The sequence below is a fragment of the Methylobacter sp. genome (assembly GCF_036845245.1).
GTDB lineage: Bacteria > Pseudomonadota > Gammaproteobacteria > Methylococcales > Methylomonadaceae > Methylobacter_A.
In genome coordinates this window covers 29,162-49,370 of sequence record NZ_DAIUEH010000010.1, presented here as the reverse complement: position 1 = coordinate 49,370, position 20,209 = coordinate 29,162, and the positions used below count along the sequence as shown (strand labels likewise).

Sequence of the window (20,209 nt, the reverse complement as noted above, 5' to 3'; positions counted from 1 at the left end):
TCTTTTAAGCCGTTTACCGGTGTTCTATAAAAATTCTTATTTAAATTTTAATTGAGGTAAAGAAATGCAAGTTTCTGTCGAAAAGACATCAGAATTAAGCAGAAAGATGACTGTTAGCGTGCCTGAAGAGGTTGTTCAGGAAAAAATGGCCGCTCGCCTAAAGTCGTTAGCGCGCGAAGTTAAAGTTGATGGCTTTCGTCCGGGTAAAGTACCCCAGCATGTCATTAAGAAAATGTATGGAGATCGGGTTCGCGGTGAAATAGCGGGGGATCTGGTTGAAACCACTTACTTTGAAGCATTGAAAGAGCAGGATTTAAGGCCTGCCGGTTATCCTCATATTCATTCATCAGATGAGGCCGAAGGTTTCAAATATACTGCTGAGTTTGAAGTTTATCCTGAAATATCATTGGAAGGCGTTGAGCAAATTGAAGTGTTGCGTCCTGTTGCCAACGTTAAAGATGGTGATGTTGATGACATGATTGAAAAGCTCAGAGCGCAAAAGAAAAGTTGGAGCATTGTTGAGCGAGCATCTCAGGAAAATGATCGCGTAACAATTAATTTTTCAGGTGCTTCCGATGGCGAGAACTTTACTGACGGAAAAGTAGAAAATTATCAGGTTGAAATTGGCGCGAAACAAATGATTCCAGGTTTTGAAGAAAATCTGATTGGTCTCATTGCGGGTGCTAATAAAACCTTTGAAGTGTCTTTTCCAGAAGAATATGGGAGTGAAAAATTAGCCGGTAAAGTGGCTGAGTTTGAAGTTGAAGTTGTCAGTGTTGAGGAAGCAGTGCTGCCGGAAATCGATGACGCTTTTATCAAGGCATATGGTATTGAGGGTTCGGTGGATGCGTTCCGTGAAGATATCAGAAGTAATTTGGAAAGTGAGCTCGAACAGGCATTGCGAGGCAAACTCAAAAATGCAGTAATGAATGCGTTATATGAAAAAATTCAGATTGCCGTTCCAAATACATTGGTCGATCAGGAAATCGAAAGTATGATGAAACCATACATCGAGACTGCCAAAAGACAGAAAATGAAGCTGGAAGATTTGAAATTGCCCAGAGATGCATTTGAAGAACAGGCAAAACGTCGTGTGGCGTTGGGCTTGATCTTAGGTGAAATTATTCATAAAAACGATATTAAAGTGGACGATAATAAAGTACGCTCTACTATTGAAGACATGGCAAAAAGCTATGAACGTCCTGGAGATGTTGTTGAGTGGTATTATTCCGACGACAGCCGATTGAATGATGTACGGCAGATGGTTTTGGAAAATCAAACTATCGATTGGCTGGTTGCGCGAGCAAAAGTGTCCGATGAAGCTATAAATTTTACTGACGCAATGAGCAAATAAGGGTAAGGAGTTTAAATGTATAACCAGTATGTAAGAAATCAAATGATAGCTCCAGAAGCAGCAGGTGGTTTGGTACCTATCGTTATTGAGCAGACAGCTCGAGGTGAGCGTTCTTTTGATATTTATTCAAGATTATTAAAGGAGCGGGTGATTTTTCTGGTAGGGCAGGTTGAAGATTACTCGGCTAATCTGATTGTTGCCCAATTGCTTTTTTTGGAATCGGAAAATCCTGATAAAGATATTCATTTGTATATCAATTCGCCTGGCGGGTCGGTGACGGCAGGTATGTCAATTTATGACACCATGCAGTTTATTAAGCCTGATGTCAGCACTATGTGTATTGGTCAGGCGGCCAGTATGGGGGCCTTGCTTCTGACTGGCGGAACAAAAGGTAAGCGTTATTGTTTGCCTCACTCAAGAATGATGATTCATCAGCCATTGGGCGGTTATCAGGGGCAGGCTTCTGATATTGATATTCATGCCAGAGAAATACTGTTAATCAGAGAAAAACTGAATAAAATTCTCTCTGATCATACCGGTCAGCCGATAGAAAAGGTTCAGCAGGACACTGACAGAGATAACTTCTTAAGTGCAAATGATGCTGTTAGCTATGGTCTTATTGATCAGGTGCTGTTGAGTCGAGCAACTGTTGCTGATAAATAACGGTTGGTATTTTTTGGTATTTCAATATATTCTTTGCTCAATCGAAAGTAAAAACATCATCTCCGGATGTTTGCGGGAGTCCAATTTATGAGTAATGACAAAAACAGCAAAGATGACGATAAACTGCTTTATTGTTCTTTTTGCGGTAAAAGTCAGCATGAGGTTAGAAAGCTTATTGCGGGGCCATCAGTTTATGTTTGTGATGAATGCGTAGATCTTTGTAACGATATTATAAAAGATGAATTACAGGATGATTCCTCTTCTTTTGGTGGTGGTGAGCTGCCCAAGCCGAAAGAGATAAAAGAAGAGCTTGATAGCTATGTTATTGGGCAGGAAAATGCGAAAAAAATCTTGGCGGTGGCTGTTTATAATCACTATAAACGCCTGCGTAGTAAGTCTAAAAAAGATACCGTTGAATTAGCCAAAAGCAATATTTTGTTGATTGGGCCAACGGGGTCAGGAAAAACCTTACTGGCTGAGACATTGGCTCGTTTACTTGATGTACCTTTTACCATCGCTGATGCAACTACGCTGACAGAAGCCGGATATGTAGGTGAGGATGTAGAAAATATCATTCAGAAAATTCTACAAAAATGTGATTATGATGTAGAGAAGGCTGAAACAGGTATCGTTTATATCGATGAGATCGATAAGATTTCCAGAAAATCCGATAACCCGTCAATTACCCGTGATGTTTCAGGTGAAGGTGTTCAGCAGGCTTTATTAAAATTGATTGAAGGAACTATTGCTTCGGTTCCTCCTCAAGGTGGACGCAAGCATCCACAGCAGGAGTTTTTGCAAGTTAATACGGCAAATATCCTGTTCATAGTCGGAGGTGCTTTTGCCGGTTTGGATCGAGTCATTAAAGATCGCTCGGAGAAAGGTGGAATCGGTTTCTCAGCTGAAATAAAGACCAAAGACGAGTCTAAAAATATCGGACAACTCTTTGCCGAAGTCGAGGCTGAAGATCTGATTAAATACGGATTGATTCCTGAGTTTGTTGGCCGCCTTCCGGTTGTCGCAACATTAGAAGAATTGGATGAGAAAGCATTGGTGCAGATATTGACCGAACCTAAAAATGCGCTGATCAAGCAATATAAGCATTTATTTGAGATGGAAGGCGCTGAGCTGGAATTTCGCGATGATTCTTTGGTTGCGATTGCACGTAAGGCTATGGAAAGAAAGACGGGTGCAAGAGGGCTAAGGACAATTGTTGAGAATGTTCTGCTGAACACCATGTATGAGTTGCCGTCTGCGGATAATATCTGCAAAGTGGTAGTTGATGGGAGTGTTATTTTAGGTGAATCAGAACCTATTTTGGTATATGAAACCGAAAAGAAAAAGGCTTCTGCTGAGTCTTAAGTCTTACAATTTACTTACTGGATGATAAAAAGGGAGCTTTTATTTTAAAGCTCCCTTTTTTTTGCACTGTAGATACTTAAATTTTGAGTCGGCATCCTTGCTATTTTAATTAACGCCCCAATAACGTTCTTTTCTGAGAAATAGTTAGAAGGTTTCATTTATGGAAACGCACAAGATGACAGAGATACAACAAATAAATGCACTAATTCCGGTATTGCCGCTCAGAGATGTCGTGGTTTATCCGCATATGGTAATTCCTTTGTTTGTCGGCCGGGAAAGATCGATTGATGCTTTAGATGCAGCGATGAAAGACAATAAACAGATTTTGTTGGTCGCGCAGAAAGAAGCGGAAGTTGATGAGCCGGATATTGCTGATCTTTATGAAGTAGGTACTCTGGCTAATATTCTGCAGATGCTGAAATTGCCTGATGGGACAGTTAAGGTTCTGGTTGAAGGGATTCAGCGAAGTAAAGTATTACACTATAAAGAGACTGAAGGCTATTTTTCCGCTGTGGTAACGGAAATTTACAATATTTTAAAGCTAACCGAGCAAGAGCAAGATGTATTGCAGCGGACAGTAATTAATTCGTTTGATCAGTACGTTAAGTTGAATAATAAGATTCCTCCGGAAGTCTTGAATTCATTGTCGGGCATTGATGACCCGAGCCGGCTTGCTGACACTATGGCGGCTCATATGACTTTAAAAGTCAATGAAAAACAGGCTATTCTTGAAACGGCAGATATTGAAAAGCGCCTTGAGGATTTAATGGCATTAATGGAAGGGGAAGTTGACCTGCTGGAGATGGAGAAAAGAATCCGGGTGCGCGTTAAGCAGCAAATGGAAAAAAATCAAAGGGAATACTATCTGAATGAACAGATGAAGGCGATTCAAAAAGAACTGGGAGATATGGATGATGTCCCTAATGAAATTGAAGAGCTAGCGAAAAAAATTGAAAGCGCCGGTATGTCGAAGGAAGCCAAAACAAAAGCGGATGCAGAGCTTAATAAGCTCAAACAGATGTCGCCTATGTCTGCCGAAGCAACTGTGGTGCGTAACTATATTGACTGGATGGTCAATGTGCCCTGGAAGAAGAAAACCAAAGTGCGGCATGATTTAAAAGTTGCCGAGCAGGTTTTGGAAGCCGAACATTATGGTTTAGATAAGGTTAAAGAGCGTATTCTTGAGTACCTTGCGGTTCAGCAGCGGATGAAACAGCTTAAAGGCCCGATTTTGTGCTTGGTAGGGCCTCCAGGTGTGGGTAAAACCTCATTAGGCGAATCCATTGCCAGGGCGACCAATCGTAAATATGTGCGTATGGCCTTGGGCGGCGTGCGTGACGAAGCCGAAATTCGTGGTCATCGTCGAACTTATATAGGTTCTATGCCGGGTAAGATTTTACAGAATTTGTCCAAAATTAAGACGCGTAATCCGATGTTTTTGCTCGATGAAATTGACAAGATGGCTGCCGATTTTCGAGGAGACCCTGCGTCAGCTTTATTAGAGGTGCTAGATCCCGAGCAAAATCATACTTTTTCGGATCATTATCTGGAAGTGGATTTTGATTTGTCGGACGTAATGTTTGTTGCGACGGCTAATACCATGAATATTCCTCCTGCATTATTGGATAGAATGGAAGTTATACGTATCGCCGGTTATACAGAAGACGAGAAAATTAATATCGCAATCCGGTATTTAATTCCAAAGCAAGTTAAGAATAACGGTCTTAAGGAGCAGGAAATTCAGATCACAGAAGAAGCAGTTAGAGATGTAATTCGTTATTACTCTAGAGAAGCAGGGGTTCGAAGTCTTGAACGGGAAATTTCGAAAATTTGTCGTAAAGTGGTTAAAGATTTGTTATTGATGCCGAGTAAAACAAAAGTCGTGGTTAATTCTGAAAGCTTGGATAAATATCTAGGCGTCAAGCGATTTCATTATGGTCTTGCTGAAGAGAAGGATCAGATCGGGCAGGTTACCGGTTTGGCTTGGACCGAAGTGGGTGGCGAATTATTAACCATTGAGACAGCGGTAATCCCGGGGAAAGGCAAGCATTCAGCAACAGGTAAGCTCGGTGATGTGATGAAAGAGTCAATTGAAGCTGCAATGACGGTGGTCAGGAGTCGATCAGACATTCTGGGCATTGATAATGAGCTGTTTCAGAAGAATGATATACATATCCATGTTCCTGAAGGCGCAACGCCGAAAGATGGTCCTAGCGCCGGGGTAGGTATGTGTACCGCCATTATTTCAGCTTTGACCAAGATACCTGTTCGAGCTTCTGTGGCAATGACCGGCGAAATTACTTTACGAGGTGAGGTATTGCCTATCGGTGGCTTAAAAGAGAAGCTTTTGGCTGCTCATCGCGGCGGTATAACAACAGTTCTAATTCCTGCTGAGAATGAAAAAGACTTGGCTGAGATACCTGAAAATATTAAGCAAAATCTGAAAATAAAACCTGTCCACTGGATAGATGAGGTATTGGAAGTTGCTCTGCAATATATGCCCGTTCCTATTGAAAAAATAGAAGCTGAAGAGCAAGGGAAAAATGAAACTGAAGCGGTTAAGGTAATAAAACCGGGTCTAACCGCGCATTAATTAAATTGTGGTTTTGTCGAGAAAGTTGGCAAAACCACAAAAATCATGGCTTGCAGGGTGGTTAGTGCTTGACACTGCGTAAGTCCAGTTGTTATAAATACCGGTGTTTTTCGTGCCGTTGACAATGGGACGTAAGAATTATCGTGCTAGTCTTCTAGAATATAACTTTAAAAATGACTTCCTAAGGGGGAATGATGAATAAATCGGAACTTATTGACGCTATAGCAGAGTCTGCTGAATTGACTAAAGTGGATGCAGGACGTGCATTGGATGGCTTTATTGGAGCTGTTACAAAAGCATTGAGCAGCGGTGATTCAGTCGCTTTAGTCGGATTCGGAACATATGCGGTAAAAGAAAGGGCGGAGCGCAAAGGACGTAATCCACAGACTGGCGCTGAGATTACCATTAAGGCTGCAAAAATTCCTTCATTTAAAGCTGGTAAATCTTTAAAAGATGCTGTAAACTAGGGTTTCTTTAGTCGGGTGCTTAGCTCAGCCGGGAGAGCATCGCCCTTACAAGGCGAGGGTCGGGGGTTCGAACCCCTCAGCACCCACCAGACTTTGGAGTGGTAGTTCAGTTGGTTAGAATACCGGCCTGTCACGCCGGTGGTCGCGGGTTCGAGCCCCGTCCACTCCGCCAAAATCAAAAAGCTCCGGATCGATTGGTTCGGGGCTTTTTTTTTGATTAAAATTTAAGTTGTTTCTTTAGGACAGAGCTATGCTGACAAAGATTAGAGAAAAAGCACAAGGTGCTTTTGCATGGGGTATTTTGATAATAATTTGTGTGCCTTTTGCTTTATGGGGTATTCAGAATTATCTGGATACCGGAGAAGAAGCTCCCGTCGCTTCCGTAGGTGATAAAGATTTTTTTCAGCGCGATGTTAATAAGGCTTATGAGCAATATAGCCAGAATCTTCAAGGGATGACGATTGACGAGCAAAGCTTGAAAGCGCAAGCGCTAGAGAAGCTGATAAAGGATGAAGTTTTATTGCAGTACGTGCGTGCCAATGGTCTTGTCACAACTGATGATACCGCGCGTGAATTTATACAATCGCTGCCTTATTTTCAGGTAGATGGTAAATTCGATGACAAGCGATATAAGACAATGCTCAATTTACAAAAAATGTCTTCAGCGGAATTTGTAAACAGAATCAAGAATGCGTTGATCATGGAACAGTTTCAGCGCAGCATTATAGATAGCAGTTTTGCAACGAAATATGATGTAGAGAGCTTCTTCAAAATCCAAAATCAACAGCGCGACGTGGATTATGTCACCGTTGCGGTACAAAAGTTGGCAGAACAACCCTCAGACGAAGAAATTGCAGCCTATTATCAGCAGCATCAGGATTTATACCAAACGCCTGAGCAGGTTTCTGTAGAGTACATAGAATTGGCGCTTGAAGACATAGCCAAGACGATAGCGGTAACTGATGACAAGTTGAAAGTCTTCTATGAAGAGCAAAAAGATCAATACACCACTCCCGAGAGAAGAAAAATCAGTCATATCCTGTTCGCAATTAATGACAAGGCCGACGAAAAGACTGCGCTCGAAAAAGCTTTAAAAGCAAAAAAAGAGCTGGAGAATAAAGACTTTGCCGCTTTAGCCGCGGAAGTTTCCGATGATAAATTAACTGCTAAAACAGGTGGAGATTTAGGTCTGTTTAATGCCGGCGTTATGGAGAAAGGGTTTGAAGATGCGGCGAGTGCTTTAAAGCTCGGTGAAGTATCAAATCCCGTTAAGTCGGGATTCGGTTATCACTTGATTAAAGTGACCGAATTAGTGCCGGGTGAAATCAAACCGTTTGACTCAGTCAAGAATGAAGTAACCAAAGCATATCAGAAAGCCCAGGCCGAAAACGCTTTTTATGAAGCCGGTGAAACTTTGACCGAAATGAGTTATGAAAATCCCGATAACCTGAAAACAGTGGCGGATGCTTTAGGCGTCACTATCAAGAAATCAGCGTTGTTCACCAAAGATAAAGGCGATGGAATTGCTATTGACGAGAAAATTCGTAATACTGCCTTTACTGAAGAAGTTCTGCATGGCAACAATAGTACGCCAATAGAGCTGGGAACCGATCGTTTAGTTGTGCTACGAATGCTGGATCATAAGCCGGCTGCAGCGCGAGAGCTAAAAGATGTTAAGCAGGACATAGTGGCTGTATTGCTGACTGATAAAGCCAAACAACAGGCTGTCGAAAAAGCTCGTCAAATCAAGGCTCGTTTGCAAGCAGGAGAGTCTATTCAAACCGTTGCGGCTGAAGATAAGCTGCAAGTAAAGACAGTCGCAGGATTAACACGGAGCAAGGAAGATGTATCGTTACCGTTGAGTCAGGCGATTTTCAAGGCGGCTAAACCTGTTGGCGGCAAACCGACCGTTTTTATGGCCGAATTACCCGCCGGCGAACAAGTGGTAGTGAGTTTGTCAAAAGTAAAAGAAGGCGTAATGACTGAAGATGACAAGAAACAGATGGAACTGGCGACTAAAAATATCGCTAAAGCTTTCGGTCAGACTGAATTCAATGCGTTGATAAACAGTTTGCAGGCGGATGCTGATGTAGAGGTCAGAGCACCTAAGTAAAGCGCTGTAATCAGGAATAAAAAAGGGAGCTTAAAGCTCCCTTTTTTGTGTCAAGGTTTTTGCGTTAGGATGCTGCTAAACCGGCAATATTATAGCCGCAATCGACAAAAGTGATTTCGCCGGTAATACCTGAAGCCAGATCGGAACACATGAATGCCGCAGCATTGCCGACCTCTTCAATGGTTACATTTTTCTTTAGCGGGGCGGTATCGGCTGCTTTGTTGAGCATCGATTTAAAGTCATTAATACCCGATGCGGCAAGGGTTCTGATAGGGCCTGCTGAAATCGCATTGACGCGTGTACCTTCGGCACCTAAGGCCACGGCCATATAACGGACATTGGCTTCCAGGCTGGCTTTAGCTACGCCCATGACATTATAGTTAGGAATCGCCCTGTCGGCGCCTAAATAAGTCAGGGTCAACAGAGAACCGTTACGGCCTTGCATCATCGCGCGTCCGGCTTTCGCCAGAGCGGTAAAGCTGTAGGAGCTGATGTCATGGGCAATCTTAAAGTTTTCGCGGGTAGTGACGTCAACATAATCGCCATTCAATGCATCGCGGGGCGCGTAAGCAACCGAATGCACGATACAATCCAAGCCATCCCAATGCTCGGCCAGCTTGCTAAATACAGTGTCGATATGCTCATCAATGCTGACATCACATTCAATAGTAATGTTGGAATCGCATTGCCCAGCCATTTCTTCGACCCTGCTTTGCAGCTTTTCATTTTGAAAGGTAAAGGCTAATTCAGCGCCTTCCCGGTGCATGGCTTGAGCAATACCCCATGCAATTGAACGGTTACTGGCTAAACCCACAATCAAGACTCGTTTGCCCTGCATAAAACCCATTATCATCTCCCAATGTTTTTGTTGTTACAATAGAGTTTCAAGTATCTATGACCCTTTTATTGATGTCCAGTCTTTTGTCTATGAAGATGCAAACCTGCAAAGCTCGTGTATTAGTTTTGATATTGTCGATTATATTTTGGGCAGGCTCGTTTTTATATGCGGTGTCGGCATCAGCACAACTGAACAACCCTTACTCCGAAGACGAGGGTAAACAGGCGGTTTTGTATGAATCATTTTCGGAGCGTCCCAAACATTTCGATCCGGCTGTAGCCTACAATGCCAACGAATATGCCTTTATCGCGCAGATTTACGAGCCGCCGTTTCAATACCATTACCTGAAACGGCCTTATCAAGTGGTGCCGTTAACAGCCGCTCGTATGCCTGAAGTTATTTACCTGAACCAAAAAGGCGAAAAGCTGGCCAATAGTGCAAATGACAGCGACATTGCATTTACCGATTATATAATTGAAATCCAGCCTGGTATTAGCTACCAACCGCACCCCGCTCTGGCTAAAAACGCTCAGGACGAGTATCAATATCACCAGTTAGACAACGCGCAAATCGACGCCGTTGCATCGCTGAATGATTTTATTGTCACCGGCTCGCGTGAGCTCACCGCAGAGGATTATGTTTACCAAATTAAACGTCTGGCGCATCCCAAAATTCAGTCGCCGATAGCCGAAATCATGAAGAACTATATTGTCGGTTTTGACGATTTTTCCAAACAGGTCAAAGATAAACCCAAGACAGCGATCAGGGATCTGCCGATAGAAGGAGCAAAAGCGCTCAGCCGTTATCAATACCGCATTCGCATTAAAGGCAAATATCCGCAGTTCAACTATTGGTTAGCGATGCCGTTTTTTTCGCCGATGCCGTGGGAAGCGGATGTGTTTTATGACCAGGCCGGGCTTGCCGACAAAAACATTACCCTGGATTGGTTTCCGATAGGTACCGGGCCTTACCTGATGGCGGAGAATAACCCGAACCGGCGTATGATTTTGCTTAAAAATCCGCTGTTTCATGTTGAAACTTACCCGGTCGAAGGCGAGCCTGAAGACAAGCAAAAAGGCTTGTTGGTCGACGCAGGAAAACAGTTGCCGTTTATCGATAAAGTGGTTTTTATGCTGGAAAAAGAAACCATTCCCTATTGGACAAAATTCTTACAAGGCTATTATGATGCATCGGGCATTGCCTCGGACAGTTTCGATCAGGCGATACAATTTACCGGTAGCGGCGGCGTCGCGTTGACGCCGTCGATGCTGGAAAAAGGCATTCAACTGCAAACTTCGGTAACAACATCCAGTTTTTACATGGGCTTTAATATGCTTGATGCGACCGTCGGCGGTGCGACCGAACAAGCCAGAAAATTGCGGCAGGCAATTGCTATCGCGGTCGATTATGAAGAGTTTATCTCTATTTTTATGAACGGGCGCGGCGTTGCGGCACAAGGCGTGTTGCCCCCAGGTATTTACGGCTTTGACGATACTAAAACCGGAATCAATCCTTATGTCTACGATAGTGAGGACGGAAAAGCGCAACGTAAAAAAATCGATGCTGCGCGGCAGCTGATGACCGAAGCCGGTTATGCCGGCGGCATAGACCCAAAAACTAAAGAAGCCCTGATTTTGTATTTCGATACCACGGCCACCAGCGTTGACGACCGTCCCAGAATGGGCTGGTATCGCAAGCAATTTGAAAAACTGGGCATCAAGCTGGTGATACGATCCACTGATTACAATCGTTTCCAGGAAAAAATGCGCACCGGTAACGCCCAGCTTTTTGTGTGGGGCTGGAATGCCGATTATCCTGATCCAGAGAACTTCTTTTTCCTGTTGTACGGCCCAAATTCCAAAGTACAGTACGGTGGCGAAAATGCTGCAAATTATCATAATCCTGAATTCGACCGTCTATTCGAGCAAATGCGCAACATGGATAACAGCGAGCAGCGTTATCGGGTTATTCAGCAGCTACAGGAAATAGTGCGACATGATGCGCCGTGGGTTTTCGGCTTTCATCCGAAAAATTTTTCACTGTTTCACGGCTGGTATAAAAATCTTAAACCGAATCTGATGGCGAATAACCAGCTTAAATATACCCGCATTGATACAGAGGCCCGAGTCGAAAAAAGGCAACAATGGAACAAACCGGTGGTTTGGCCTTTGATATTGGGCGGTGTAGTGTTTGTGCTAATGCTGATTCCGGCGGTCAATGCCTATCGCCGCCGTGCCCGGGAAACTGTTCAATGACTCAATATATTATCCGTCGGCTTTTGTATAGCCTGCCCTTGTTGATGGGCGTCAATATCTTAACGTTTGTGCTGTTCTTTGTTGTCAACAGCCCGGACGATATGGCGCGCATGCAACTGGGGCAAAAACACGTTACCGAGCAATCCATCGCCAACTGGAAACAGCAACACGGCTACGATGTGCCGCTGCTCTGGAATAGCGATGCGCAAGGCGAGAAAAAAATAACCGACACCATTTTTTACCAAAAATCGGTCGGCTTGTTTTTGTTTCGTTTCGGAGTGTCCGATAGCGGCAGGAATATCGGCGCAGACATTAAAGAGCGCGCTTGGCCCAGTCTTGCCGTGGCGTTGCCGACGTTGATCGTCGGTCTGCTGGTGAATATTTGTTTTGCGTTGATGATGGTGCTGTTCCGTAACAGTTACCTGGAACATGCAGGTATCGTGTTGTGCGTGATTTTAATGTCGATTTCCTCATTGTTTTATATTATCGGCGGGCAGTTTTTCATCGGCAAAGTCTTAAGGCTGGTGCCTATTTCCGGCTATGATGACGGTATGGCGGCAATCAAGTTCCTGGTCCTGCCGGTATTGATCGGCGTGTTTTCAGGTATCGGTTCGGGCGCTCGCTGGTACCGGACCTTGTTTTTAGAAGAAGTCGAAAAAGACTATGTGCGAACCGCAAGAGCCAAAGGCCTGTCGGAAACTCAAGCCCTGTTTCAACATGTGCTGCCCAATGCGATGATTCCTATTTTGACTGGTGTCGTGGTGGTGTTGCCGCTGTTATTTATGGGCAGTTTAATCATGGAATCGTTTTTCAGTATTCCCGGTTTAGGTAGTTATACGATTGATGCGATCAACAGCCAGGATTTCGCCATCGTTCGCGCGATGGTTTTCCTGGGTTCGGTGCTCTATGTGATCGGGCTGTTGTTGACCGATATTTCCTACACCCTGGTTGATCCACGCGTGAGGTTGTCGTAATGGTAGTGTTATGGACGGACGCGCTGATCTATTTGCTGATTGTTGTAATACTGGCGCTGGGTTTGTATCTACGCGGTAAGGAACATATTAAGCGTCCGTTACAACAGATTGGCCGCAGTAAAATCGGCATGGTGTCGCTGGTGGTATTGCTGTTTTTTGTGCTGATCGGCTTGCTCGATTCCGTACATTTTAAGCCCAGCGATGATAAGAAAAACGAAATTATCAGCCTGCTGGACAATTGGGCGACGCCGCTACGCGAGCATGGCGAGAAAACCTATTCCGCGCCATTTGCGACCACGCTGTATAGCAAGGAAATGATGACACTGGCAGACGGCTCCATGCAATGGGGGTATCCGCGCCTGGAATTTGGCGGCAGGCATTTAAATAATCCTGAGACGGAAAAAATCCCCGATATTCTACAAAAAGCATTTTATGGCTTAGCTCAAGGCGCCAGCCTGATGGTTTTTTTCATATTTCTAATGTGGGTGCTGCGTGCTAAGCAGTATCAGCGCCTCATGGGTAATTCAACGACGAAAACAGTCTTGGCGGTCGTGTTTGTTATCGTATCGTTTAGTTACGCTTTAATCTATCTATCCGGCTATTATCACGTTTTCGGTACCGATAAAGTCGGTGAAGATGTCTTTTATCAAGCCGTAAAAAGCATCCGCACCGGTTTGGTCATCGGTACATTGACCACGTTAATCATGCTGCCGATGGCGATTATCTTCGGCATTCTGGCTGGATTTTTTCGCGGTTGGGTGGACGACATCATTCAATATATCTACACCACGCTCAACTCCATTCCTGGCGTGTTACTGATCGCCGCTTCCATCCTGATGGTGCAGGTCTATATGGCCAATCATGAAGCGGCTTTTACCAGCGTTATCGTCAGGGCAGATATGCGCTTATTGTTTTTATGCATGATCCTGGGGGTGACCAGTTGGACAGGCTTATGCCGGTTGCTCAGGGCGGAAACCCTTAAACTCAGGGAAATGGAATACGTCCAGGCCGCTTCTGCGTTGGGCGTTAAGCAAGGCGCTATTTTACTGCGCCATATCCTGCCGAATGTGATGCACATCGTGTTGATTTCCGTCGTGCTGGATTTCAGTTCGCTGGTGCTGGCCGAAGCGGTATTGTCCTACATCAACATCGGCGTTGATCCGACCAGCTACAGTTGGGGCAATATGATTAACGGTGCACGGCTGGAAATGGCGCGTGAGCCAATTGTATGGTGGTCGTTATCGGCCGCTTTTGTGTTTATGTTCGCGCTGGTGCTGGCAGCCAATTTGTTTGCCGACGTGGTGCAGGATGCGTTTGATCCGAGACGGAGCGGCAATGAATAATCCGATACTGGCCGTCCGGCATCTTAGTGTTATCTTTAATCATCGGCAGACGGTAGTCGACGATATCAGTTTTGAAATCCAGGCAGGCGAAACTTTTGCGTTGGTCGGCGAGTCCGGTTCCGGCAAATCGATCACCGCATTGTCGGTACTCAGATTATTGCCGAACAATGCAATGCTGAATGCCGATGCGATTAACCTGCACGACGAAAATCTACTGAAGCATTCGGAATTTGAGCTGTGCAAAATTCGCGGTCGACGTATCGGCTTTATATTCCAGGACCCGATGTCTTCCCTGAACCCGGTGATGACCATTGGCAGCCAGATAGAAGAAGTCATCAATCTTCATTTTAATTTGTCCAGGGAAGCCGTTAAACAACGTGTGCTGGAATTATTGCAGCAAGTTGAAATACCCGAACCGCAGCAGCGCATTAAAGATTATCCGCATCAGCTTTCCGGCGGCCAGCGGCAGCGGGTGATGATTGCCATCGCATTAGCAGGTAAGCCGGATTTATTGATTGCCGACGAGCCGACCACATCATTAGATGTGACCATACAGGCGCAAATCCTGGCGCTGTTGAAAAATATCCAGCAACAAACCGGTATGGCGTTGTGGCTGATTAGCCATGACTTGGCGCTGGTGTCTACGATGGCGGACCGGGTTGCGGTCATGCAGCAGGGCAAAATCGTCGAAACCGGCGCGACCTCCGAGTTTTTTAGCCAGCCCAAACATCCTTACACCCGCAAGCTGCTGAATGCGCTGCCGTCGATGCAAAGTTGCTTAAAACACAGCACCGAGGAACAACCGCCGCTATTACAGGTCAGCGATTTTTATTGCTACTACCCGATCCGAAAAGGCATTTTCAAACGGATTGTCGATTTTGTCCGGGCAGTCGATGGCGTCAGTTTTAATATACAACAAGGTAAAACGCTGGCTTTGGTCGGCGAATCCGGTTGCGGCAAAACCACGTTGGGCAAGAGTCTGTTAAACCTGATTCCCGGCAACGGACGGGTTGTGATCAACGGCGTCGAGTTGAATGCCTTAACCGGCGAAGCTTTACGGCGGCAACGCGCCAATATCCAGATTGTGTTTCAAGACCCGTTTTCATCGATGAACCCGCGCATGCTGGTCGGCGATATCATCGCCGAAGGCATCAGAGCCTTGCATCCGGAAGTGAGTTTCGATCAGCGCAAGGCCATAGTCCGGCAATTGTTGCAGCAAGTCGATTTGCCGGAAGATTCGGCGTTGCGTTATCCACATGAATTTTCCGGCGGCCAGCGCCAGCGTATTTGCATTGCCCGCGCCTTGGCGGTCGATCCCAAACTGATCGTCTGCGACGAGCCGACCAGCGCGCTGGATGTATCGGTACAGGCGCAGATTATCCAGTTGCTGAAAACTTTGCAGCAGGAAAAAGGCGTCAGCTATTTGTTCATTACCCATGATCTTGCTGTGGTTGCGGAAATAGCCGATGACGTTGCCGTGATGTATCGGGGCAAGATCATAGAGCAGGGCAGTGTGGCCGAGGTTTTGACCAATCCCAAACAGGCTTATACCAAAAAGCTGCTGGCTGCTGTGCCTGTTTTGAAAATGGATCATTGAGAGTAAAACTTGAATAGGTTCGCGACAAGGATTTAATATCCAAAGCAGCGTTCAGGTAATAAAGACAGTATAACTTCTTAACTTTGTGGATAAACTTATGAAAAAACAAATCTTGCTTGCGGCAACAATAGTTCTCGGCTCCTTAGCTTTTACTGTGTCAGCCGAAGAAATCGGTGATGTAACCACGACATTTAAGCTGCTCGGAGCTAATCATAAAATTGTGGTTGAGGCTTTCGACGATCCTGATGTTCCGGGTGTTGCCTGTCATATATCACGCGCTAAAACAGGTGGGATGAAAGGCGCAGTCGGTCTGGCTGAAGACCCAACGGAAGCATCGATTGCATGTCGGCAAATAGGCCCAATTGATACGAGTAAATTGGATAAATTGAAAAGCGGCGATGTGGTGTTTAAAGAAAACCTGTCGCTGGTTTTCAAGACGCTGCAAGTGGTGCGTTTCTACGATAAAAAACGCAATGTCCTGGTTTATCTGGCTTACAGTGACAAAGTGATTGAAGGTTCGCCAAAGAATTCCATTTCATCTGTGCCGGTTATGAAGTGGGATTAGTCCGTAGTCTGTAGAATGGGTACAACTGCACGGATGCAGGAGGTACGACCCCACGGATGGGGAAGTAGAATCGCGTCGGGAGCAGCGATCGAGAGCAATGCAGGAGCAATTGCCGAGAGCGTTATTGGGATGGGTTTCACTTCGTGCTTACAAGTCGCGTTGCTACCCATCCTACCTCACGGCAAAACAGCCGCCATAAACGACCAATCAATGCTCAAATCCGGGAACCGTTGTACGACGGTGGGTTCATCCATGCCAAATACCCCGGGTTGTCCGTAGCGTCCTTGCTCATCCGGCGTATATACTAAAATCCAACGGTCTTCCGGGTGGATAATCCAATATTCCTGCACCCCATGCTGTTGGTAAAGGCCGCGTTTGGTGTTCATATCCTTCAGTGCGGTAGAAGGGGAAAGCACTTCAACAATCCAATCCGGCGCTCCCCGGCAGCCTTGGTTGTCCAGCTTGGACGTGTCGCAAATGACACTTAGGTCGGGTTGCACCACTGTTTCCACATTGGCGTCGGCTTCATCCTTTCGCGGCAGGCGCACGTCGAAGGGGGCGGTATAGCCTTTACAGGGCTTGCCTTGCAGGTAATTGCGGATTTGCCCCGCCAATTCAAACACAATATCCTGATGCAACCGTTGCGGTGCGGTCATCGCATACGGTACACCGTCAATCAATTCCCAATGCTCATTTTCAGGCCATTGGGCATAATCGGCATAGGTGTACTTTTGTTGCAATTCTTTTGCAGTACTCATGGTCTTTCTCCAAAACAAAAAGGTTGCACAGCCCACCCTACATGACTCCGTACCGGAGTACAAGGCTCGCCTTGTACTTGTAAAGCGTTCAAGGCCGGCTTTGAACGCCGATCGGCAGAATGGATCTATCACATTCTGTGGTTAGATTCGAAATAGGTTTAAACATACGAGCTTTCCTTTAATAATCAGCCCGACAACCGCTGCTGCCATTCGGCGATTTTCATCCGTAACTCATTAATATTAACCGTAGTCAGATGACGCTGCTTTAACAACCGCTTACCTGCCACCCATACATCGGTGACTTGCTGGCGACTGGCGGCATAAACAATTTGCGAGACAGGGCAATATAACGGCTGGGTTTCCAAATGCGATAGATCAACGGCAATCACATCGGCGGCTTTGCCGATGCTCAACGAGCCGGTTTCATGGTCCAGGCCCAAGGCCTTGGCGCCGTTAATGGTCGCCATGCGCAACGCGGTCATCGCCGGAATCGTGCTGGCGTCCCCGGCCACGGCTTTACCTAGCAGCGCCGCGGTGCGCATTTCGCCGAACATATCCAGGTCATTGTTACTGGCCGCACCGTCGGTGCCTAACGCGACATTGATACCTGCCGCGATACATTTGGCAACCGGGCAAAAACCGCTGGCCAGTTTTAAGTTGGACTCCGGACAATGCACAATATGAGCGCCGGATTCGGCAAAGCGGGCGATTTCGTCATCGCTTAACTGGGTCATGTGCACGGCGATGAACGATGCATCGATCAGCCCGAGTTCATGTAATCTTTGCAGCGGCCGCTGTCCGGTTTTTTCCTGCTCCTGTTCGATTTCATGCAGCGTTTCGTGGACATGCATATGGATCGGCAGTTCCAGTTCGTCGGCAAGGGTTTTGATTTTTTGCAAAGGTTCGTTCGAGACTGTGTACGGCGCATGCGGAGCAAACGGCGTCGAAATCAACGGGTGGTGACGTAGTTGATCATGCAGCGCCAGACCTTTCTCAATATAGGCGTCGCTGTTTTCGGCCCAAACCGTTGGGAAATCGATGACGATCAAGCCGACACTGGCGCGGATGCCGTGCTGTATTGCCTGCGCCGCAGTGATTTCCGGGAAGAAGTACATATCGTTGAAGCAGGTTGTACCGCCCAGTATCATTTCGGCTATCGCCAGATCGGTACCGTCTTTGACAAACGCCTCGCTCATCCATTTTTGTTCCAGCGGCCAGATATGGTTTTGCAGCCAATCCATCAGTTGCAAATCATCGGCAATGCCGCGCATTAACGTCATCGCGGCATGAGTGTGGCTGTTGATCAAGCCGGGCAGCAGCGCATGATTGTCCAGGTTTTCGGTCGTCGTGCCCTGATATTTTTGCCTGGCAATTTCGGTAGGCAACAGGTCGATAATTCGACCGCCATCGATAACCAGCGTATGGTGTTCATAGGTTACGGATTCCGGTTCAACGGGTATAATCCAGCGAGCGTGGATGAGGGTATCGACAACTGTCATAAGATATTCCTGTATTGGGTTACCAAATTATAACTTTTTACCATTGGTTTTTTGATAAAAATGACTATGCAAAATAAATTGACTGTACAAGCTTTGCAATGGACAGGCGATGCTTTAAAAGTGTTGGATCAGCGACAATTGCCGGAAAAAATCGTTTACGATGAATACAAGGATGCTGCCGGCGTAACAGAAGCCATTGCAAGCATGCGGGTCCGCGGCGCACCGGCCATCGGCATAGCCGCAGCTTATGGTGTGGCGCTGTCGGTGCGCAAGCATTACGCACAGTCCAATCATTGGCGGCAAAAAGTCACCGCCGATATCGCTTTGTTGGCGACATCCAGGCCCACGGCGGTTAATCTGTTTTGGGCGTTGGACCAGATGAAGGCTGTGTTGGCCAAGCAGCTTGATAATCCGATAACAGCCGTTCTGGCTTGTGCGGAGAAAATCCATGCCGATGATATTGCAGCCAACCACAAAATGGGCGAGCTGGGCGCCGATATTCTGGCTGGCGCCAAAGGCGTGATGACGCATTGTAATGCCGGCGCTTTGGCAACAGGCGGTTACGGCACGGCGCTGGGCGTTATCCGCAGCGCTTATCAAAGAGAACTGATCAATGTGTATGCGGGCGAAACCCGACCCTGGCTGCAAGGTGCAAGATTAACCGTTTGGGAATTGGCGCAAGACGGGATTCCGGCGACATTAATTGCCGATTCGGCGGCGGCATGGCTGATGAAATCCGGTGCGATTGATTGGATAGTCGTCGGTGCTGATCGCATTGCCGCCAATGGCGATGCCGCCAACAAAATCGGCACGTATTCGCTGGCCGTGTTAGCCAGACAACATGACGTAAAGTTAATGGTGGTCGCGCCGACGACGACCATAGACTGGAAAATCGACAATGGCGACCAGATAGAAATCGAACAACGCAACCAGAACGAACTATTGCCGGGGTGTTATAACAAAGAAGGTTCTTTGGTCAGTGCCTGGAATCCGGTTTTTGATGTGACCCCGGCGGAATTGATTTCAGCGATTGTGACCGAACGCGGTGTCGTGTTGAATCCTTCCGAGCAAGGTGTGAGAGGTTTAAAAAATGCAATTTAATAAAAAAGGCAATAATCCGGTGCTGGCTGTCGGCTTTTTATTTAAGGGCCTGCAATTGTTGACCAGCCCGGAATTGCGCAAGTTTATTATCATTCCGGTATTAATCAACGTGGTGCTGTACAGCGTTGCCTTAACGTTGGGTTATTTTTATATCTCGGATTTGATCGATCAGTTTATCCCCGGCTGGTTGCAATGGTTGAGCTGGATATTGTGGCCATTGTTTTTCATCAGCTTTTTTATAGCCGGTTTTTTTACCTTTACGGTATTGGCGAATATGCTTGCCGCGCCATTTTACGGCAAGTTATCGGCAAAAACGCTGGCGATGGTCAGCGGCAAGCCCTTTGCAACCGCTGAACAGCCGTTGCCTAAAGTTATTCTTGCGGAAACAAAGCGCATGGGCTATCTGGCGACCCGAGCCTTGCCGCTGCTGATACTATCGATAATTCCCGGTATTAATGTCATTGCGCCATTTCTATGGGCATTGTTCGGTGCTTGGGGGATGGCATTGGAATACTTGGCTTATCCGCTGGAAAACCAGGGCGTATTGTTTTCCGAGCAGAAAGACTTGGTCAAAAGTATCAGGCTGGGCGCGTTGAGTTTTGGCGGATTGGCAGTGCTGGGGCTTACCGTTCCGGTGCTGAATATCATCGTCGCACCGGCTGCTGTGATTGGCGCTACGCTTTATTTTAATGAGATTAAGAGGGATTGAGCGGTTAATATCTTGGTT

At 46.3% G+C, this 20,209-nt stretch carries 16 protein-coding genes and 2 tRNA genes; 15 read left to right on the top strand and 3 right to left on the bottom strand.

From position 1 onward, the window contains the following. Positions 1-64 precede the first annotated feature (64 nt). The 8 genes from tig (at position 65) to V7051_RS06300 (ending at position 8,552) form a co-directional block, all read left to right on the top strand. Complete coding sequence (gene tig, locus V7051_RS06335; protein ID WP_333874094.1) at positions 65-1,354, top strand: trigger factor; 1,290 nt, start codon at positions 65-67, stop codon at positions 1,352-1,354. Positions 1,355-1,369: 15 nt separating this feature from the next. Continuing rightward, positions 1,370-2,017 (top strand): ATP-dependent Clp endopeptidase proteolytic subunit ClpP, encoded by a 648-nt coding sequence (gene clpP, locus V7051_RS06330; RefSeq protein WP_333874093.1) that lies wholly within the window; start codon positions 1,370-1,372, stop codon positions 2,015-2,017. 87 nt (positions 2,018-2,104) lie between these two features. Continuing rightward, positions 2,105-3,379: an ATP-dependent Clp protease ATP-binding subunit ClpX gene (gene clpX / locus V7051_RS06325; RefSeq protein WP_333874092.1), complete on the top strand. Its 1,275-nt coding sequence runs from the start codon at positions 2,105-2,107 to the stop codon at positions 3,377-3,379. A 160-nt stretch (positions 3,380-3,539) separates the two neighbouring features. Next, positions 3,540-5,972, top strand: a complete 2,433-nt coding sequence (lon, locus tag V7051_RS06320) for an endopeptidase La (protein WP_334181128.1) — start codon at positions 3,540-3,542, stop codon at positions 5,970-5,972. Positions 5,973-6,166: 194 nt separating this feature from the next. Next, entirely contained in the window at positions 6,167-6,439 is a 273-nt protein-coding gene (locus tag V7051_RS06315; RefSeq protein WP_333874145.1) for an HU family DNA-binding protein, read from the top strand. A gap of 13 nt (positions 6,440-6,452) precedes the next feature. Beyond that, positions 6,453-6,528, top strand: a tRNA-Val gene (locus V7051_RS06310). Between the two features lie 6 nt (positions 6,529-6,534). Continuing rightward, positions 6,535-6,611: transfer RNA gene (locus V7051_RS06305), tRNA-Asp, on the top strand. 78 nt (positions 6,612-6,689) lie between these two features. Beyond that, positions 6,690-8,552: a SurA N-terminal domain-containing protein gene (locus tag V7051_RS06300; RefSeq protein WP_333874090.1), complete on the top strand. Its 1,863-nt coding sequence runs from the start codon at positions 6,690-6,692 to the stop codon at positions 8,550-8,552. 64 nt (positions 8,553-8,616) lie between these two features. On the opposite strand, the gene V7051_RS06295 is transcribed toward V7051_RS06300, so the two are convergent. After that, positions 8,617-9,399 carry an enoyl-ACP reductase FabI gene (locus V7051_RS06295; RefSeq protein WP_333874089.1) on the bottom strand — a complete coding sequence of 261 codons (783 nt, stop codon included), beginning with the start codon at positions 9,397-9,399 and terminating at the stop codon, positions 8,617-8,619. A gap of 47 nt (positions 9,400-9,446) precedes the next feature. Here V7051_RS06295 and V7051_RS06290 point away from each other — a divergent pair, with 47 nt between their 5' ends. The 5 genes from V7051_RS06290 (at position 9,447) to V7051_RS06270 (ending at position 16,124) form a co-directional block, all read left to right on the top strand. Further along, the gene (locus V7051_RS06290; RefSeq protein ID WP_333874088.1) at positions 9,447-11,645 is read left to right on the top strand and encodes an ABC transporter substrate-binding protein; all 2,199 of its coding nucleotides are present in this window, start codon (positions 9,447-9,449) and stop codon (positions 11,643-11,645) included. Continuing rightward, the gene (locus tag V7051_RS06285) at positions 11,642-12,619 is read left to right on the top strand and encodes an ABC transporter permease (protein WP_333874087.1); all 978 of its coding nucleotides are present in this window, start codon (positions 11,642-11,644) and stop codon (positions 12,617-12,619) included. The genes V7051_RS06290 and V7051_RS06285 overlap by 4 nt, the downstream gene beginning before the upstream one ends. Next, on the top strand, positions 12,619-13,962 hold the full coding sequence (locus tag V7051_RS06280; RefSeq protein ID WP_333874086.1) for an ABC transporter permease: 1,344 nt from the start codon (positions 12,619-12,621) through the stop codon (positions 13,960-13,962). Before V7051_RS06285 ends, V7051_RS06280 begins: the two co-directional genes overlap by 1 nt. Then, complete coding sequence (locus V7051_RS06275) at positions 13,955-15,559, top strand: ABC transporter ATP-binding protein (protein WP_333874085.1); 1,605 nt, start codon at positions 13,955-13,957, stop codon at positions 15,557-15,559. The genes V7051_RS06280 and V7051_RS06275 overlap by 8 nt, the downstream gene beginning before the upstream one ends. Before the next feature lie 97 nt (positions 15,560-15,656). Continuing rightward, positions 15,657-16,124 carry a CreA family protein gene (locus V7051_RS06270; RefSeq protein ID WP_333874084.1) on the top strand — a complete coding sequence of 156 codons (468 nt, stop codon included), beginning with the start codon at positions 15,657-15,659 and terminating at the stop codon, positions 16,122-16,124. A 176-nt stretch (positions 16,125-16,300) separates the two neighbouring features. Here V7051_RS06270 and V7051_RS06265 read toward each other — a convergent pair whose 3' ends face one another. Next, positions 16,301-16,882, bottom strand: coding sequence for a Uma2 family endonuclease (locus V7051_RS06265; protein WP_333874083.1), 582 nt, complete (start codon positions 16,880-16,882; stop codon positions 16,301-16,303). 185 nt (positions 16,883-17,067) lie between these two features. Further along, positions 17,068-18,381 carry a TRZ/ATZ family hydrolase gene (locus V7051_RS06260; protein WP_333874082.1) on the bottom strand — a complete coding sequence of 438 codons (1,314 nt, stop codon included), beginning with the start codon at positions 18,379-18,381 and terminating at the stop codon, positions 17,068-17,070. 60 nt (positions 18,382-18,441) lie between these two features. On the opposite strand from V7051_RS06260, the gene mtnA reads away from it, so the two are divergent. Both mtnA and cysZ read left to right on the top strand, forming a co-directional pair. Then, the gene (gene mtnA, locus V7051_RS06255) at positions 18,442-19,482 is read left to right on the top strand and encodes an S-methyl-5-thioribose-1-phosphate isomerase (RefSeq protein WP_333874081.1); all 1,041 of its coding nucleotides are present in this window, start codon (positions 18,442-18,444) and stop codon (positions 19,480-19,482) included. Then, positions 19,472-20,191 carry a sulfate transporter CysZ gene (gene cysZ / locus V7051_RS06250; protein ID WP_333874080.1) on the top strand — a complete coding sequence of 240 codons (720 nt, stop codon included), beginning with the start codon at positions 19,472-19,474 and terminating at the stop codon, positions 20,189-20,191. Before mtnA ends, cysZ begins: the two co-directional genes overlap by 11 nt. The last annotated feature ends 18 nt before the right edge of the window (positions 20,192-20,209 follow it).

Bases quoted from the DNA above. Each gene is read 5' to 3' on its own strand.
- tig (WP_333874094.1), top strand. From the start codon at position 65: ATGCAAGTTTCTGTCGAAAAGACATCAGAATTAAGCAGAAAGATGACT.
- clpP (WP_333874093.1), top strand. From the start codon at position 1,370: ATGTATAACCAGTATGTAAGAAATCAAATGATAGCTCCAGAAGCAGCA.
- clpX (WP_333874092.1), top strand. From the start codon at position 2,105: ATGAGTAATGACAAAAACAGCAAAGATGACGATAAACTGCTTTATTGT.
- lon (WP_334181128.1), top strand. From the start codon at position 3,540: ATGGAAACGCACAAGATGACAGAGATACAACAAATAAATGCACTAATT.
- V7051_RS06315 (WP_333874145.1), top strand. From the start codon at position 6,167: ATGAATAAATCGGAACTTATTGACGCTATAGCAGAGTCTGCTGAATTG.
- V7051_RS06300 (WP_333874090.1), top strand. From the start codon at position 6,690: ATGCTGACAAAGATTAGAGAAAAAGCACAAGGTGCTTTTGCATGGGGT.
- V7051_RS06295 (WP_333874089.1), bottom strand. From the start codon at position 9,399: ATGGGTTTTATGCAGGGCAAACGAGTCTTGATTGTGGGTTTAGCCAGT.
- V7051_RS06290 (WP_333874088.1), top strand. From the start codon at position 9,447: ATGACCCTTTTATTGATGTCCAGTCTTTTGTCTATGAAGATGCAAACC.
- V7051_RS06285 (WP_333874087.1), top strand. From the start codon at position 11,642: ATGACTCAATATATTATCCGTCGGCTTTTGTATAGCCTGCCCTTGTTG.
- V7051_RS06280 (WP_333874086.1), top strand. From the start codon at position 12,619: ATGGTAGTGTTATGGACGGACGCGCTGATCTATTTGCTGATTGTTGTA.
- V7051_RS06275 (WP_333874085.1), top strand. From the start codon at position 13,955: ATGAATAATCCGATACTGGCCGTCCGGCATCTTAGTGTTATCTTTAAT.
- V7051_RS06270 (WP_333874084.1), top strand. From the start codon at position 15,657: ATGAAAAAACAAATCTTGCTTGCGGCAACAATAGTTCTCGGCTCCTTA.
- V7051_RS06265 (WP_333874083.1), bottom strand. From the start codon at position 16,882: ATGAGTACTGCAAAAGAATTGCAACAAAAGTACACCTATGCCGATTAT.
- V7051_RS06260 (WP_333874082.1), bottom strand. From the start codon at position 18,381: ATGACAGTTGTCGATACCCTCATCCACGCTCGCTGGATTATACCCGTT.
- mtnA (WP_333874081.1), top strand. From the start codon at position 18,442: ATGACTATGCAAAATAAATTGACTGTACAAGCTTTGCAATGGACAGGC.
- cysZ (WP_333874080.1), top strand. From the start codon at position 19,472: ATGCAATTTAATAAAAAAGGCAATAATCCGGTGCTGGCTGTCGGCTTT.